This is a genomic window from Devosia polycyclovorans, from assembly GCF_042181575.1.
GTDB lineage: Bacteria > Pseudomonadota > Alphaproteobacteria > Rhizobiales > Devosiaceae > Devosia > Devosia polycyclovorans.
Map to the genome: position 1 here is coordinate 3,163,983 of NZ_CP170082.1, position 13,802 is coordinate 3,177,784.

The 13,802-nt window shown below is 61.0% G+C and carries 14 protein-coding genes; 7 read left to right on the top strand and 7 right to left on the bottom strand.

The features are described 5' to 3' along the window. The first annotated feature begins 98 nt into the window (after positions 1-98). Positions 99-1,019, top strand: a complete 921-nt coding sequence (locus ACE4RL_RS15785) for a helix-turn-helix domain-containing protein (RefSeq protein WP_183309864.1) — start codon at positions 99-101, stop codon at positions 1,017-1,019. A 1-nt stretch (position 1,020) separates the two neighbouring features. On the opposite strand, the gene ACE4RL_RS15790 is transcribed toward ACE4RL_RS15785, so the two are convergent. The 3 genes from ACE4RL_RS15790 to ACE4RL_RS15800 all read right to left on the bottom strand — a co-directional run bounded on the left by ACE4RL_RS15790 (position 1,021) and on the right by ACE4RL_RS15800 (position 4,540). Continuing rightward, the gene (locus ACE4RL_RS15790; protein ID WP_375598058.1) at positions 1,021-2,562 is read right to left on the bottom strand and encodes a tryptophan halogenase family protein; all 1,542 of its coding nucleotides are present in this window, start codon (positions 2,560-2,562) and stop codon (positions 1,021-1,023) included. Positions 2,563-2,586: 24 nt separating this feature from the next. Continuing rightward, positions 2,587-2,967: a HigA family addiction module antitoxin gene (locus ACE4RL_RS15795; RefSeq protein WP_375598059.1), complete on the bottom strand. Its 381-nt coding sequence runs from the start codon at positions 2,965-2,967 to the stop codon at positions 2,587-2,589. Positions 2,968-3,085: 118 nt separating this feature from the next. Then, positions 3,086-4,540: an alpha-glucosidase/alpha-galactosidase gene (locus ACE4RL_RS15800; protein ID WP_375598060.1), complete on the bottom strand. Its 1,455-nt coding sequence runs from the start codon at positions 4,538-4,540 to the stop codon at positions 3,086-3,088. A 103-nt stretch (positions 4,541-4,643) separates the two neighbouring features. Here ACE4RL_RS15800 and ACE4RL_RS15805 point away from each other — a divergent pair, with 103 nt between their 5' ends. After that, positions 4,644-5,510 (top strand): helix-turn-helix domain-containing protein, encoded by an 867-nt coding sequence (locus ACE4RL_RS15805; RefSeq protein ID WP_375598061.1) that lies wholly within the window; start codon positions 4,644-4,646, stop codon positions 5,508-5,510. Here ACE4RL_RS15805 and ACE4RL_RS15810 read toward each other — a convergent pair. The 4 genes from ACE4RL_RS15810 to ACE4RL_RS15825 form a co-directional block, all read right to left on the bottom strand. Next, a complete protein-coding gene (locus ACE4RL_RS15810) occupies positions 5,507-6,040 on the bottom strand; it encodes a GNAT family N-acetyltransferase (RefSeq protein WP_375598062.1) in 534 nt (177 codons plus the stop codon). The two genes, ACE4RL_RS15805 and ACE4RL_RS15810, sit on opposite strands and share 4 nt — an antisense overlap. Beyond that, the gene (locus tag ACE4RL_RS15815; protein ID WP_375598063.1) at positions 6,037-7,137 is read right to left on the bottom strand and encodes a M24 family metallopeptidase; all 1,101 of its coding nucleotides are present in this window, start codon (positions 7,135-7,137) and stop codon (positions 6,037-6,039) included. The genes ACE4RL_RS15810 and ACE4RL_RS15815 overlap by 4 nt, the downstream gene beginning before the upstream one ends. A 108-nt stretch (positions 7,138-7,245) precedes the next feature. After that, positions 7,246-8,832 carry an ABC transporter substrate-binding protein gene (locus ACE4RL_RS15820; RefSeq protein WP_375598064.1) on the bottom strand — a complete coding sequence of 529 codons (1,587 nt, stop codon included), beginning with the start codon at positions 8,830-8,832 and terminating at the stop codon, positions 7,246-7,248. Next, complete coding sequence (locus ACE4RL_RS15825; protein ID WP_375598065.1) at positions 8,829-9,497, bottom strand: helix-turn-helix domain-containing protein; 669 nt, start codon at positions 9,495-9,497, stop codon at positions 8,829-8,831. Before ACE4RL_RS15825 ends, ACE4RL_RS15820 begins: the two co-directional genes overlap by 4 nt. Before the next feature lie 192 nt (positions 9,498-9,689). On the opposite strand from ACE4RL_RS15825, the gene ACE4RL_RS15830 reads away from it, so the two are divergent. Genes ACE4RL_RS15830 through ACE4RL_RS15850 form a run of 5 tightly spaced genes read left to right on the top strand, consistent with a single transcriptional unit; the run spans position 9,690 to position 13,746 of the window. After that, complete coding sequence (locus tag ACE4RL_RS15830) at positions 9,690-10,703, top strand: ABC transporter permease (protein WP_375600301.1); 1,014 nt, start codon at positions 9,690-9,692, stop codon at positions 10,701-10,703. Next, on the top strand, positions 10,703-11,605 hold the full coding sequence (locus ACE4RL_RS15835) for an ABC transporter permease (RefSeq protein WP_375598066.1): 903 nt from the start codon (positions 10,703-10,705) through the stop codon (positions 11,603-11,605). Before ACE4RL_RS15830 ends, ACE4RL_RS15835 begins: the two co-directional genes overlap by 1 nt. Positions 11,606-11,645: 40 nt before the next feature. Beyond that, the gene (locus ACE4RL_RS15840; RefSeq protein ID WP_375598067.1) at positions 11,646-12,482 is read left to right on the top strand and encodes an ABC transporter ATP-binding protein; all 837 of its coding nucleotides are present in this window, start codon (positions 11,646-11,648) and stop codon (positions 12,480-12,482) included. Next, the gene (locus tag ACE4RL_RS15845; RefSeq protein WP_375598068.1) at positions 12,467-13,264 is read left to right on the top strand and encodes an ABC transporter ATP-binding protein; all 798 of its coding nucleotides are present in this window, start codon (positions 12,467-12,469) and stop codon (positions 13,262-13,264) included. Before ACE4RL_RS15840 ends, ACE4RL_RS15845 begins: the two co-directional genes overlap by 16 nt. After that, a complete protein-coding gene (locus tag ACE4RL_RS15850; RefSeq protein ID WP_375598069.1) occupies positions 13,261-13,746 on the top strand; it encodes a GAF domain-containing protein in 486 nt (161 codons plus the stop codon). Before ACE4RL_RS15845 ends, ACE4RL_RS15850 begins: the two co-directional genes overlap by 4 nt. Positions 13,747-13,802: the final 56 nt, after the last annotated feature.

A 13,802-nucleotide genomic window follows, 5' to 3' on the forward strand; every position in this document is an offset into this window, starting at 1 on the left:
CTGCCTCCGTGCATGGGCGAAGCCTAACCCTTGCCACACGCGAAGCAATCCGGAATGATAGTGACTAATTCCGGTTTTCTAAGAACTGCAGGAAAAGTATGACTGTTGTTGAAAGCCCTGGCCGGCCTTTGCGCGCAAGGGAGAAAGCGCCGCGTCCGACGCCGCGGCCGGACCGGAGTTTCTATGCCTCGGGAAAGGCGTTCGGGCGCTTCGGCATCCGCGCTTTTCCGCCCCAGATCATGCCAGAGCCGCATAGCCATGGCCATATCGAGTTCAACTGGCTGACCGAAGGCACGATGGACTATGTGTTCGACGGCGGACCGCTGTCGGTCGGCGCCAATCGGCTGGTGGCCTTCTGGGCCGGTATTCCGCACCAGACCGTGGGCCTGCACGATGTGGACAATGCACGCCAGCTGAACATCTACCTGCCGATGGACGCTTTTCTGGAGATGCCACAGCTTGGCCGTCTCACCGAGACGCTGATGGGCGGGGGCGTTATTCAGCTCACGCCCGAGTGCATCGGATTGGAAACGCTGGAACGCTGGTATGGCGACTATCGCAGCGGCAATTCCCTGCGCTCCGATCTGGTTCGCGCCGAAATCAGCACCATGTTCCGTCGCGCTGCAATTACAGGCTGGGATACCCTATTGCCGGCGTGGGTGGAGATGTCCGGCGCCCGCAGTCGAACCGCCAGCCCCGTGCGCTATGTTGTGCGTATGGTGCGGCACATTGTTGAAAATATCGCTGACCCGCTCTCGGTTGAAGACATCGCGGATGTCGTGGGGCTCCATCCCAACTACGCCACGAACCTGTTCACCAAGGTCATGCACATTTCAGTGCAGAAATTCGTCACCCGCATGCGGTTGATCCGCGCCCGCAGTCTGTTGTTCGACAGCAATCTGGCGATCGCCAATATCGCCTTTCAGGCTGGGTTTTCCAGCCAGACCCAGTTCTACGAACATTTCCGCAAGGCTTACGGCATGACCCCCAGCCAGATGCGGGAAAACAAGATCGCCTGACCTAACCCATCTCCTGCACGATGCGCAGAAACTCGGCATGCCCGAGGGCCTGTTGCGCGGCGCCGCGATATTCCCGAACCAGAGATTCAAACGTCTCGCGTGCGAATTGACGCAGCTTGGGTGCCGCCTCCATCTCGCGCCGCGCCAAAGACTGATCGAGCAGGCCCAGCCCGTTCAGCACCGGATAGTGCAACTGGGTTTCGATATGGGGCAGGCCGCCGAGATAATTGGGAAAATGCTCGGCCCGCGGCATCTGCTGTTGCCAGCGGGCGAGGCGCTCCTTGGTTTCCGGGTGTAGGCGGTTGGCCCGCACCTCCCGCCAGAAGGGCGTATCGTCGCGCTCGGTGACGTAGTGGGTGTTCACGAAGGTCCGAAAGTCGTCGACCTGCCGCCCGACACGGGCATTGTAATCGTCGCGCGCCTTCTGCTCGATCCGCTCCGGGCGATCCATATAGCGCTGCGCGAACAGCATCATCTGCACGATGGTGCCGTGGATCGAGGTAGATTCGAGCGGCTCGAGAAAGCTTGAGCTCAGGCCGACAGCAAGACAATTGCCGATCCACGCCTTTTCCAGCCGTCCGATCTGGAAGCGGATATCGCCGCGCACTTCGATCTCGCGACCGAGCGCGGCCTCGACCTCGGCCTTGGCCTGGTCGGGTGTGGAGAATTCATCGGAATAGACATAGCCGCAGCCGAACCGGGTGCGCGTCGGGATCTGCCACATCCAGCCGGACCCTTGCGCCCAGGCGCGCGTATAAGTGGGGAGTTCTTCGTCGTCCTTGACATCGATCCAGAACGGCAGCGCCCGATTGACCGGCAGTTCGTGGGCATAGGATATCCAGGGGGCCTGCAACTCCTTGACGATGAGCTGCTTGCGGAAACCCGTTGCGTCGATGAAGAAATCTCCTTCGAGCCGCTGATTATCCGCCAGCACGAGCGCCGTGATGTCGCCCGTCTCCGGATGACGCTCGACGCCCTCGACCAGCGCATCGACCTTCTCGACACCCTTGGACTTGCTGGCGAAGAACTTGCCGACCAGTGCCTGATCGAAATGATAGGCATGGTGAAAGGGACCGAGTGGGATCAGGCCGCCATCAGGCTTGCGGGCAAAGGGCGCTTTCCACTGCTCCAGCAGAGGCTGAAACATATGCATGTCCTGCACCGGGCGGCCCGCCGCAACGGCATAGACGTTAAGGTAGTCGCTTGGTGCGCCAGCGGGCGGCTGCACCACCTGGTGCGGATCATCGATCGGGCCGTAATAGGTATAACCCTTGCGCCGCCAGTCCTCGTGACGAATGCCCAGCTTGAAGCTGGCATCTGTCTTGCGCATGAACTCGAGTTCGTCGATGCCAAAATGCCTGAGCAGCACTCGAAAGGCGGCCGTGGTCGCTTCGCCAACGCCGACCGTGGGGATCTTGCTGCTCTCGACCACCGAGAGGCGAAAATCCAGCCCCCGCCGCCGCGCCTCATCCTGAAGGATGAAAGCCGCGATCCAGCCCGCCGTGCCGCCGCCGACGATGACGTAATGGGATGGTTCATCCATGCCCTGTCCTCCCTGGGGGCTAAGCTATGGACGGGCGCGAACTCCGGCAAGAACAAAGCAGGGCGTAGCTGTGGCCTTCTTAGAAAACCGGATATTTTTGACTGGGAATTCCTTGGCTGCGTGCGGTGTGATTTGTTCGGCAATCTGGGCCCCCACGCGATCCTTGGCGACCTCAAGATCATAGGTCGCCTGCATGCCGATCCAGAACTCCGGACTTGTTCCGAAGAACCGGGACAGGCGTAGGGCCGTGTCCGGCGACACTGCTCGCTTTCCCTGCACAATTTCGCCAATGCGAACCTGCGTCACCCCTAACGCCTTGGCCAGCGCATATTGCGTAAGCCCCATGGGCTTGAGGAAATCTTCGAGCAACACTTCACCCGGATGGGTTGGTGCAAAATCCGCCATAGCGCACCTCAATGGTAGTCCACTAATTCAACCTCAAACGCGTTCCCGTCACAAGAATGCAAAAAGGTCCCCGGTGAACCGGGGACCTTCCCAGGCGCCGGGAGGAGCGCCGGAGGACCTAGTGATGCGCGCCACTCATCTCGCGCAATTCTTCTACAGAGCGTACGCGCTTGCGCGCGGCACCCTCCCAGTCGCGGGTCTTGACCGTCGACTTGGCAATGCGTTCCTTGGCGGCGGGCACCGCGTCGGCGTATTGGGGCAGCCACTGCGCCTGCGCGACCACCATTTCGTCGACCATGGCCCAGACCTCGTCCGGGGTGCAGATGGCGCCGACCAGCGGATCGTGCAGCACGGCGAGTTTGAGCGTATCGATATTGCCGGTCATGGCCGCTTCAACCGAAAGGCGCTGCACCGAAACCGAAACCGAGCAGGTCGCCGCGCAAGCCGTGGGCAGGGTGATGCCTTCGACCATGTTGATGCCGAAACGATCGACATAGCCGGGACTTTCGATAATGGCGTCATCAGGCAAATTGGTGATGATGCCATTATTGCGCCGGTTGAAGTGACCGCGATAGGGCCGGCCGGTCTCGATGGCCTCGATGATATAGCTGGCGTGTTCGCTGGTGCGCTTATGCTGGGAGAGCGGCTTGTTGGCCTGCTCCTTGAACATGGGGAAATCGGTTTCGAACCAGTTCCGGCGCTCAGTCGAATAGCGCAGATAGCCGCCGGTTTCGCCGTGAATCCAGTCGCTCATGTCGATCCAGCGGCCGATTTCCTCGGGGCGCTTGCGATACCAGGGCAGGTATTCGCTGAGGTGGCCATTGGACTCCGTGGAATAGACGCCGAAGCGCTTGAGCACGTCGATGCGCACTTTTTCCTGCTTGGAGTAAACCGGATGCTTTTCGAAGGCAGCGATCAGCTCGTCGCTCTCGATCTTCCGGCCCTTGGCACGGATGTCGATATACCAGGTCTGGTGATTGATGCCCGAGCAGACATAGTCCAGCTCGCCATCTTCGACGCCCAGCACCTGCGCGATCTGGTGCGCGCCGTGTTGCACGCCATGACACAGGCCAACCACATTGACCCCGCCATACATCTCGGCCGCCCAAGTGTTCATGGCCATGGGGTTGGCATAGTTGAGGAACAGTGCGCCGGGTTCAGCGACCTCGCGGATATCCTTGCAGAAATCCAGGATCACCGGGATATTGCGCTGGCCGTAGAGAATGCCGCCGGCACAGATGGTGTCGCCCACGCATTGATCGACGCCGTATTTGAGCGGGATGGAAATGTCGGTCGAAAAGGCATCCAGCCCACCGACGCGGACGCAGGACATAATGTAGTGCGCGCCCGTAATCGCCTCGCGCCGGTCGGTGGTCGCCGTCACCTTGGCCGGCAGGTTGTTGACCGATACGATCGTCTCGATGATCTGTTTGACCATGTCGAGATTGTGCGGATTGATATCGGTCAGGGCGAATTCGCAATCGACGAATTCGGGCACCTTGAGCAGGTCCGAGATCAGGGTTTTGGTAAAGCCGACCGACCCAGCGCCGATCACGGTGACCTTGAATGACATATTTCCTCCCTGTGCGCCGCTGAGCGCTAACAGTCTGTGAGCAATAACTAGCCCCAGGCGCCTGTTCGTTGTAGAGAAAGCTTGTGCGAACCTGGGTAATTTTGTGCTCACCTCTCTGCTTGAACATGGCTTCGACATTCGTCATCTCACCGTGCCGCGCAGCGTTGCGCCGCTCCATTGCATGGCGGTCAGCGCGGGCTATGAACAGCGCCGCAACGAGGTTTATTCCTGGGATGGCATGAAGCGCGGCACCGCGCCATTCCTGGTCATCCAGCACACGACCCGTGGCGAAGGACGGCTCGATTATGCAGGGGTGCAGTATCGGCTGACACCGGGCAACACCATGCTGGTGACCATGCCGCATGCGCATCGCTACTACCTCGAACGCGGCGGGCACTGGGAGTACTTCTGGCTGCTGCTCAATGGCCGGGAGGCGCTGCGCCTGGCGCGCGAAATCCTGGACACATCCGGCCCGGTGCTGTCATTGGCGGACACGCAGATCGACCGGCTGGCTGCCACCACGCTGGATGTATTGACAGCCACGGACCCGACGCCCGGCCAGGTTTCGGTGCTGGGATATGGGGCGATGGCGGCACTGCATGACGGGGCCTTCGGCACCAGGACACCGGAAGAAACCACCCTACCTGCTGCAATGGAGCGGGTTGTTGCCTTTATCGACAACAACCTCTCCTCCACGCTTCAAGTGGGCCGGCTAGCCAATATCGCTGAAATGAGCCGCGGTCATTTTGTGCGCCGCTTCACCGCATCGCTTGGACAGTCACCCTCCGAGTTTGTACTCGCCCGAAGGCTGGAACGAGCCGAGCGTTTGTTGCTGGCCACGGAGATGGGTGTCGGGGAGATCGCTGGCCTCGCCGGATTTAGTAATGCCAACTACTTCGCCAAGGTATTCCGAAGAAAACGCGGTGCGGCGCCGCTCGAGTACCGCGCCACCCGCTTTGAGGCTGGCTAGGGCGTCTGGCGGAAACGATCAAGGCGGGTCAGCGTCTCGGCGTGATATAGAACGGATCCTGTCTTGTTGAATCCGGCCTTGTTCGCCAAACGGACGGACGCGGCATTGCCCGGATCGATGATGCAGCAGATTTGCCCAATGCCGGTCTTGTCGGCCCAGTCTAGCACCACCGCCAGCGCCTCGCTGGCCAGTCCCTGGCCATGAACATCGGGATGGAAAGCCCATCCCGCCTCCGGCGTCTCACCAAGAGCAGGTGTGCAGTCGCGACGAAAATCGGCCAGTCCCACATCCCCGATCATGCGGCCGCTGCGGCGATCAACAACGGCAAAATATCCATAGCCGAGCATTTGCCAGAGCCCGCCATAGCGCAGAATGCGCCACCACACCTGTTCCCTGGTTGACGTGCGACCGCCGGTGAAGCGCGCGACGTCCGGGTGCGCCCAGATCGCGTGACAATCGGCCAGATCGTCACCGACATGGGCGCGCAGCACCAGACGATCGGTGCGTAGCTCCGGGATTGTCGCGATCATCCCGCAACAACCGCCGCGCGGGGCATCTCTGAGAAGATTTTGGCCTTGCCATCGCGGATCATGACGATCTCCTCGAGCCGCAGACCGAAGCGGCCTTGCAGGTAAATGCCTGGCTCGATGGAGAAGACCATGCCTTCATCCAGCACTGTCTCGCTGGTCCCCGTGATATAGGGCGCTTCATGCACGTCGATGCCCAGGCCGTGACCCGTGCGGTGCAGGAAATGAGCGCCGTAGCCGGCCTTGGTGATGACGTCGCGCGCCGCCTTGTCGACGTCTCTGGCTTTTGCGCCAGGAACCGCCGCTGCCAATGCCGCCTCGACCGCCCGATCGACAATGGCATGAACCTCCGCAAAGCCCTCGGGTGCAGAGCCACAATAGCCCACCCGGGTCATGTCTGAGGGATAGCCATTCACCCGGCAGCCGGTATCGATCAGCACGGCATCGCCCGGCTTGAGCTGGGTTGAGCCGGTGTGGTGATGCGGAAAGGCGCCATTGGGGCCGAAGCAGACCGAGCAGAACACGGTCGTGGCACCATTGGCCAAGTAGCAGTCGTCGATCAGTCCGGCCAGGTCGATTTCGCTCATGCCGGGCTTGAGAGCGGCGAAGGCTGCCTCCACTGCCCGGTCATTGAGCAGATGCGCTGCCTTAATGGCCTGGTATTCAGCCTCGTCCTTGCGCGAACGCAGATACCCAACGGTGTCCTGCGTGAAGCGACGCTTTGCACCGGGGAGCGCATCGATCACCAGAAGCGCAAAATCGGCGCGCATGGTTTCGTCAAGCACGACGGACGGCGCTTTGCGGTCGATCTCCGTTGCGGCAAGCAGTTGTTCCAGCGCCGCATCCGGGCCGTCGGCATCGGCCCAGGCGAAGAAGGGCAAGTCCGTGTGCTGGCGCGACGAATCCACATTCAGCGCGGGCATCAGGAAGCCGGCAAAATTCTGGCTGACCATCAGCATGACCGGACGCTCATCGCCATGCGGCGAGAGGTCGGCAAGATAGCGCATGTGGCTGGACGGACCAATCACGACCAGATCGGTGTCCGTCTCGGCCATGCGGGCGCGCAGATTGTCCATGCGGCTGGCAAGCGTGGGATTCATGAAATCTGTCCTGAGCTGAAAGTGTGGCGGAGCCAGGCGGGAGGAGGAAATGCCCGGCTCCGCGTCCGGCGGCCCGATGGTCAGGGCCGCCGAATGGGTAGGGACCAATCAGTCCTTGGTCACGAGGCGGTAGTAGACGAAGTCCGAGTTCGACCCGTTCACATAACCATCGACATTCTCGCCCATGGCGATCTGCAACTGGGCCTGGAACATGATGACGATCGGGCTTTCAGCCTGCACCTTCTTCTGCAACTCGACATACATCTCGTTGCGCTTGGATTGGTCGGATTCCGCCAATGCGGCGCGGACTTGCTCGTTCATTTCTTCCGGCACGGCCCAGGCATTCCGCCAGGTGGTGGTTGCCGTGTAATTGTCGTCCGAATTGTCCGAATTATAGGCGAATGCCTTGGCGTTGGAGTGCGGGTCCATGAAGTCCGGGCCCCAATAGAGCAGCATGGCCTCGTGAGTACGGTCCCGGTACTTGGTGATCACCTGGGCGCCGGTGCCGGGCAGAATGTCGAAGTTGATACCGGCTTCGGCAAAGCTCGCCTGCAGCGACTGGGCCATATCGGTGAAGGGCGCCGAATTGATCACGTCGAGCGTGACATTGATCGGAGTTTCCACTCCGGCATCGGCCAGGATCTGCTTGGCCTTCTCAACATCGTAGCTGAACGGGGTTTCGTCATAGGAGCCCGGGAAGCCTTCTGGCCAGAAGGCCTGATGCTTTTCCATCTGGCCCTTGAGGAAGCTTTCGGTCATGCCGTCATAGTTGACGAGGTAGCGTGCGGCTTCCCATAGGGCGGGATCAGTCAGGCTCTCGGTCTTCTGGTTGAACGAGAGGAAGTGCACAGCGGCCTGGGGGAAGGCTTCGACCTTTACCCCATCACCCAGGCTGGCGATCTGGTCAGGGGTCAGGTTCTTGGCCATGTCCACGTCGCCCGAGGTCAGCAGGAGCTGCTGGGTCGCCGCTTCAGCAACGTGACGGATGAGCACCTGCTTCATGGCAGGCGCACCATCGAAATAGTTCTCGTTGGCGGTCATGCGGACCAGTTCCGCCGGACGATAGTCGGTCAGCACGAAGGGACCCGAACCGGCCGAATTGGTGTTGAGCCAGGCATTGCCCCAATCGTCGCCTTCAATGTGCTCGCTGACCAGCACTTCGTCGACGATCGAAGCCGGGCGCGAGGCCAAGACGTTGAGCACGAAGGCCGAAGCGAAGTCGCCATCCCACTTGATGGTGACGGTGTTGCCATCGACGGTGACCATCTCATCGATATTGTCGGCGTTCCAGCCAAGCTGGGTCAGAATGAAGGACGGGGTGAGGTTCAGCGTCACGACGCGCTTGAACGAAAACAGCACGTCTTCGGCGCGGACCGGGTTGCCCGAGGCAAAAGTTGCGCCCTCGCGCATGGTGAAGGTGATGGTCTTGGCCGCTTCGTCAGCGGTCCATTCCGTGGCGAGACCCGGCGCCAGGACCGTGGTGTCCTCGGCGGCATACTGCACCAGGTGATCATAGAGGTTGGCGTTGATCTCGCCGGCCGAAAATTCATAGGCCTGCGCGGGGTCCAGCGCGACGATATCGTCGATATTCTGGGCGATCACCAGCGCATCGGCGGGCGTTGCGGCATAGGCGGCACCTGCCGCCAGCGGCAGGGCAAGTGCGGATGCCATCAGGGCTGCTCTAAAGAGCTTCATGTGCGTTTCTCCTTGGGATTGGGTTTCTTGCGGACCGGCTTATTGGCGCCGGCTTTGGGTTTCGCCAGGACAGGACGCGGACGTGCCGTGGAGCGAAAAAGCGCCAGCGTGCCGGTCCAGAGCAAACGGGCAGGCTGGTCGGTGTGGTTGGACCAGGAATGGGGGCGATTACCGCGGAAATGCAGGCTGTCGCCGGCATTCATCACCATTTCCTCGCCATCGAGACGCTGGGTGATCGATCCTTCGAGCACATAGAGGATTTCCTCGCCCTCATGCGCCACGGTTTCCGACTGGTAGCCGGGCGGCACGACCATCAGGAAGCTTGAGAGCTGGTTGCCCGGAAAATCTGCCCCCAGGCGCTCATAGATGATCGATGAGCCATCGAGCGAGAAGCGGTTGCGCTCCCCTGCCCGCGTGAGAGCATTGTGTGTGGCAGGTGCGGAGACGAAATAGTCGATCGACACTCCGAGTGCCTTGGCGATCTGCGCCAGCGTCCCTAGCGAGGGGGTGGCATGGTCCCGCTCGACCTGGCTGAGGTAGCCCACCGAAACATTGGCGGCTTCACCCAGCGCCATCAGGGTCATGTGCTGCTGGCGGCGGCGCGCACGGATCAGCGAACCCACCTTCGGGTGCCCTTCATCCAATCGTGCTGCGCTCTCCGCCATGTTCGATCCCACCAAAATTTTTTTGATATAAGCAAAGTTTCTTGTATGGTGAAAGCGAAATATGAAGCTTTTCGATCTGCTGGCACGTCAAGCCGGCGGCCATAAGCGTTTGTTTCTCCGGAAGGATTTCAAGTGGCGATTGATCAGCAGAGCGCGGCGCCGGAGCCGGCACCTGGTGCAGCGAGCAGACGCATCGTTCGTGGCTTTTCCACAACGGGCGGCTTCGTCGTAACGCTCTTTCTGACCTTTCTGGGCCTACTCGCTATCACCTTCTTCATCGGCCGGGTCATTCCCATCGACCCTGTGCTCGCAGTGGTTGGCGACCGGGCGACGCAGGAACAGTATGACGTCGCCAAAATCGCCATGGGGCTCGATCAACCGCTCTGGATGCAGTTTTTCAGCTATGTAGGCAGTGTGTTCAAAGCCGACCTTGGCATGTCGGTCTCAACCGGTCGGCCGGTTATCGAGGACCTGTCCCGATTTTTTCCGGCCACACTCGAGATGGCCACGCTGGGCATCCTGATTGGCTGTGCCATCGGCATTCCGCTCGGCGTCACTGCCGCCGCCCGACAGGGGTCATGGCTCGATCAGATTATCCGCGTAATCGGCCTGCTCGGCTATTCCGTGCCTGCGTTCTGGCTCGGCCTGGTCGGGCTTGCCCTGTTTTATGCGCGTCTGCGTTGGGTCGGCGGCCCTGGACGGCTCGACATTTTCTATGACGGGCTGGTGCAACCGGTCACCGGCATGATTCTGATCGACAGCCTCATTCGCGGCGAGATCGACATCTTCTGGAACGCGGTTAGCCACATCATCCTGCCCGCCGCAGTGCTGGGTTTTTTCAGCCTCGCCTATATTGCCCGCATGACGCGCAGCTTTATGCTGGACCAACTCAGCCAGGAATTCGTCACCACCGCCCGGGTCAAGGGCGTTCCCGAGCGCGTCGTCATCTGGCGCCACGCCTTCAACCCAATCCGCGTGCCGCTGATCACCGTTATTGGCCTCTCCTACGCAGGTCTGCTGGAAGGCTCGGTGATGATCGAGACCGTGTTCTCCTGGCCGGGCATCGGCAATTACCTGACCACCGCCCTGCTCAATGCCGACATGAACGCGGTGCTCGGGGCAACGCTGGTCATCGGTGCCGTCTTCATCGTCATCAATAAGGTTTCGGACGTGCTCTACCGCGTCCTCGATCCGAGGGCCCGCTGATGAGCACCCGCGACTGGCTTCTGGCCGATTCTCCGACTTCCCGTCTGCAGGCCAATGTGGGACGCGCCTATCGCGTGTTCACCGCGCTGATGGGCAATCCGCTTTCCGTACTCGGGGGTGTGATCATTCTCGTGCTGCTCCTGACAGCAGCCTTCGCGCCCTGGATCGCGCCTTATTCCCCCGTTGGGCAAGACCTGGCCAACCGGCTCATGCCTCCCTCGGCGACGCACTGGATGGGTACGGACGAACTGGGACGCGACATTTTTTCCCGCGTGGTCTGGGGAAGTCAGATCACGCTGACCATCGTGTTGCTGGTGGCGCTGATTTCGGCGCCATTGGGCCTCTTGATCGGCGCCATCGCTGGCTATTTCGGCGGCTGGGTGGATCGTATCCTGATGGGGTTCACTGATATCTTCCTCTCGCTGCCCAAGTTGATCCTGGCGCTGGCCTTTGTGGCTGCGCTTGGTCCCGGCATCAACAATGCCATCATTGCCATCGCCATCACCTCCTGGCCGGCCTATGCCCGCATCGCCCGCGCCGAGACGCTGACCATTCGCAATGCCGAATACATCCAAGCCGTGCAACTGGCCGGGGGCGGACCGATCCGCCTCATCGTCCAGCACATATTGCCGCTCTGCACCTCGTCGATGATCATCCGCGTCACCCTGGACATGGCCGGCGTGATCCTCACCGCGGCGGGCCTTGGCTTTATCGGTCTTGGCGCCCAGCCCCCGCTGCCCGAATGGGGCGCGATGATATCGCGCGGGCGCACGTTCATTCTCGATCAATGGTGGGTCGCCACCATGCCGGGCTTTGCCATCATCATCGTGTCGCTGGGTTTCTGCTTCCTGGGCGACGGATTGCGCGATGTCCTGGATCCCAAGAGCGAGGGCAAGAATTGACCGAGCGGAAGACACAAAAGACCAGCGAGGGGAAAAGCTGATGGCCCCTCCCCTACTCACGGTCGAAAACCTGCGTGTCAGCTTCCCCACCCATGCCGGGCGCGTCGAAGTGGTGAAGGGAATATCCTTCACTCTCGGCCGCGAACGCCTCGGCATTGTAGGTGAAAGCGGGTCGGGCAAGTCCATGACCGGCCGCTCGATCCTCAAACTCATCCGCAAGCCGGGCGAGGTCACGGCCGACCGGCTGGAATTCGACGGCCTCGACATCCTCGGCCAGAGCGAAAAGCAGATGCGCGCCATCCGCGGCGCCCGCATTTCGATGGTCATGCAGGATCCCAAATTCTCGCTCAACCCGGTGATGACCGTGGGCGAGCAGATTGCCGAAGCATTGGTAACGCATCAAAAGCTGCCGCGGCGCGACGTGCAGGCGCGCATTATCGAAATGCTGCGGGCCGTCCGCATCAACGATCCGGAACGTGTGGTTGGTCTTTTTCCGCATGAAGTTTCAGGCGGCATGGGCCAACGCATCATGATTGCCATGATGTTGATCCCCGAACCCGAATTGCTCATTGCCGACGAGCCGACCTCGGCGCTCGACGTATCGGTGCAGGCGCAGGTTCTGGACATCATTGATGAACTGGTGCGCAACAAGGGCATGGGGCTGATCTTGATCAGCCATGACCTCAACCTGGTCAGCCGCTATTGCGACCGCATTCTGGTGATGAACGCCGGACGCGTTGTCGAGGAATGTGCTGCCGGCCAGCTCGAAAACGCACAACACCCCTACACCAAGGGTCTGCTCGCCGCCATGCCGGTGCTCAACGAGACCCGCGACGAACTTCCCGTGCTCGACCGCACGCAATGGGCCGGCACGTGAACGCCATAGACCTCAAAAATCTCGATATTGCCTATGGCGACACCAAGGTCGTCTTCGATGTGAACCTCTCCATTCCCGAGGGCGAAAGCTTCGCGCTGGTTGGTGAGAGCGGGTCGGGCAAGTCCACCATTCTGCGCGCCATTGCCGGCCTTGCTCCGGATTGGACTGGCTCGATTTCCGTGATGGGTGAGGCGCGCAGCCACCATGTGGACCGCAAGGTCTCAAGGCAGGTGCAGATGGTGTTCCAGGACCCTTATGGCTCGCTGCACCCGCGCAAAACCATAGATGCTGCACTGAGCGAACCGTTGGCCATTCATGGCATCGGAAATCGCGGTGAGCGGGTTGAGGCCATGCTGTCGGCGGTGGGGCTGGACCAGCGTTTCCGCTTCCGCTTCCCGCACCAGTTATCCGGCGGGCAACGCCAGCGTGTCGCCATTGCCCGTGCCCTCATGCTTGAACCCAAGGTCATGCTGCTCGATGAGCCGACCTCGGCGCTCGACGTGTCAGTGCAGGCCGAAATCCTCAACCTCTTGAAGCGCCTCCGCCGCGAACAGGGCCTCACCTTCTTGCTGGTTACCCACAACCTGCCCGTTGTGAGCTTTCTGTGCGACCGCCTTGCGGTCATGCAGCAGGGCCGCATTGTGGAGATAGCTGATGTGGCCCAGCTCAAATCCGGCGATTTGCGGGAGCCCTATTCGCGTGAATTGCTCGCTGCGACCGAAACGGGGACGGGCGCCTCCGCGCTCGCCCATCAGACTATCAAGGAACCTCCAGTAGAATGACCAACGCCGCCCTCGCAGCATTTGACGCCGCCATTGCAATTGCCAAATCCCCGGAGGCCGCCTTCAAGGCCCTGCAGGACCTCGCTCAAGCCACTGTGGGTGCAAAGCTCTTCACTATCATGACTGTCGACATGACGGCCGAGGTGGCGCGGCGGGCTTATACCAGCGACCCGGCCAACTACCCGGCTTCGGGCACCAAGCCGATCAATTATGGCCCCTGGTTCGATATCGTCCACAAGCAGCGCCGGTACTTCGTCGCCAACACCATCGAGGACATCGCCGAGGTCTTCTTCGATCATGAACTGATCAACCAGCTTGGCTGTCAATCAGTGGTCAATATGCCGATCATCCTTGGCAACGAGCTGGTTGCCACCATGAATATTCTCGATGTCGAGGGCTACTACACCCCGGAGCGCGTGCAGATGGTGCGCGATGTCCTCTCCATTCCGGCAAAGCTGGCTTTGCTGGTCGCCGAAGGCTGAATGCATCAGGGGGCGGGTCCCGCCACCCCTGCAGGGAGAGACGGGACCCGCCTCGC

Bases quoted from the DNA above. Each gene is read 5' to 3' on its own strand.
- ACE4RL_RS15800 (WP_375598060.1), bottom strand. From the start codon at position 4,540: ATGTCATTCAAGGTCACCGTGATCGGCGCTGGGTCGGTCGGCTTTACC.
- ACE4RL_RS15850 (WP_375598069.1), top strand. From the start codon at position 13,261: ATGACCAACGCCGCCCTCGCAGCATTTGACGCCGCCATTGCAATTGCC.
- ACE4RL_RS15795 (WP_375598059.1), bottom strand. From the start codon at position 2,967: ATGGCGGATTTTGCACCAACCCATCCGGGTGAAGTGTTGCTCGAAGAT.
- ACE4RL_RS15815 (WP_375598063.1), bottom strand. From the start codon at position 7,137: ATGAATCCCACGCTTGCCAGCCGCATGGACAATCTGCGCGCCCGCATG.
- ACE4RL_RS15825 (WP_375598065.1), bottom strand. From the start codon at position 9,497: ATGGCGGAGAGCGCAGCACGATTGGATGAAGGGCACCCGAAGGTGGGT.
- ACE4RL_RS15810 (WP_375598062.1), bottom strand. From the start codon at position 6,040: ATGATCGCGACAATCCCGGAGCTACGCACCGATCGTCTGGTGCTGCGC.
- ACE4RL_RS15840 (WP_375598067.1), top strand. From the start codon at position 11,646: ATGGCCCCTCCCCTACTCACGGTCGAAAACCTGCGTGTCAGCTTCCCC.
- ACE4RL_RS15820 (WP_375598064.1), bottom strand. From the start codon at position 8,832: ATGAAGCTCTTTAGAGCAGCCCTGATGGCATCCGCACTTGCCCTGCCG.
- ACE4RL_RS15845 (WP_375598068.1), top strand. From the start codon at position 12,467: ATGGGCCGGCACGTGAACGCCATAGACCTCAAAAATCTCGATATTGCC.
- ACE4RL_RS15790 (WP_375598058.1), bottom strand. From the start codon at position 2,562: ATGGATGAACCATCCCATTACGTCATCGTCGGCGGCGGCACGGCGGGC.
- ACE4RL_RS15785 (WP_183309864.1), top strand. From the start codon at position 99: ATGACTGTTGTTGAAAGCCCTGGCCGGCCTTTGCGCGCAAGGGAGAAA.
- ACE4RL_RS15835 (WP_375598066.1), top strand. From the start codon at position 10,703: ATGAGCACCCGCGACTGGCTTCTGGCCGATTCTCCGACTTCCCGTCTG.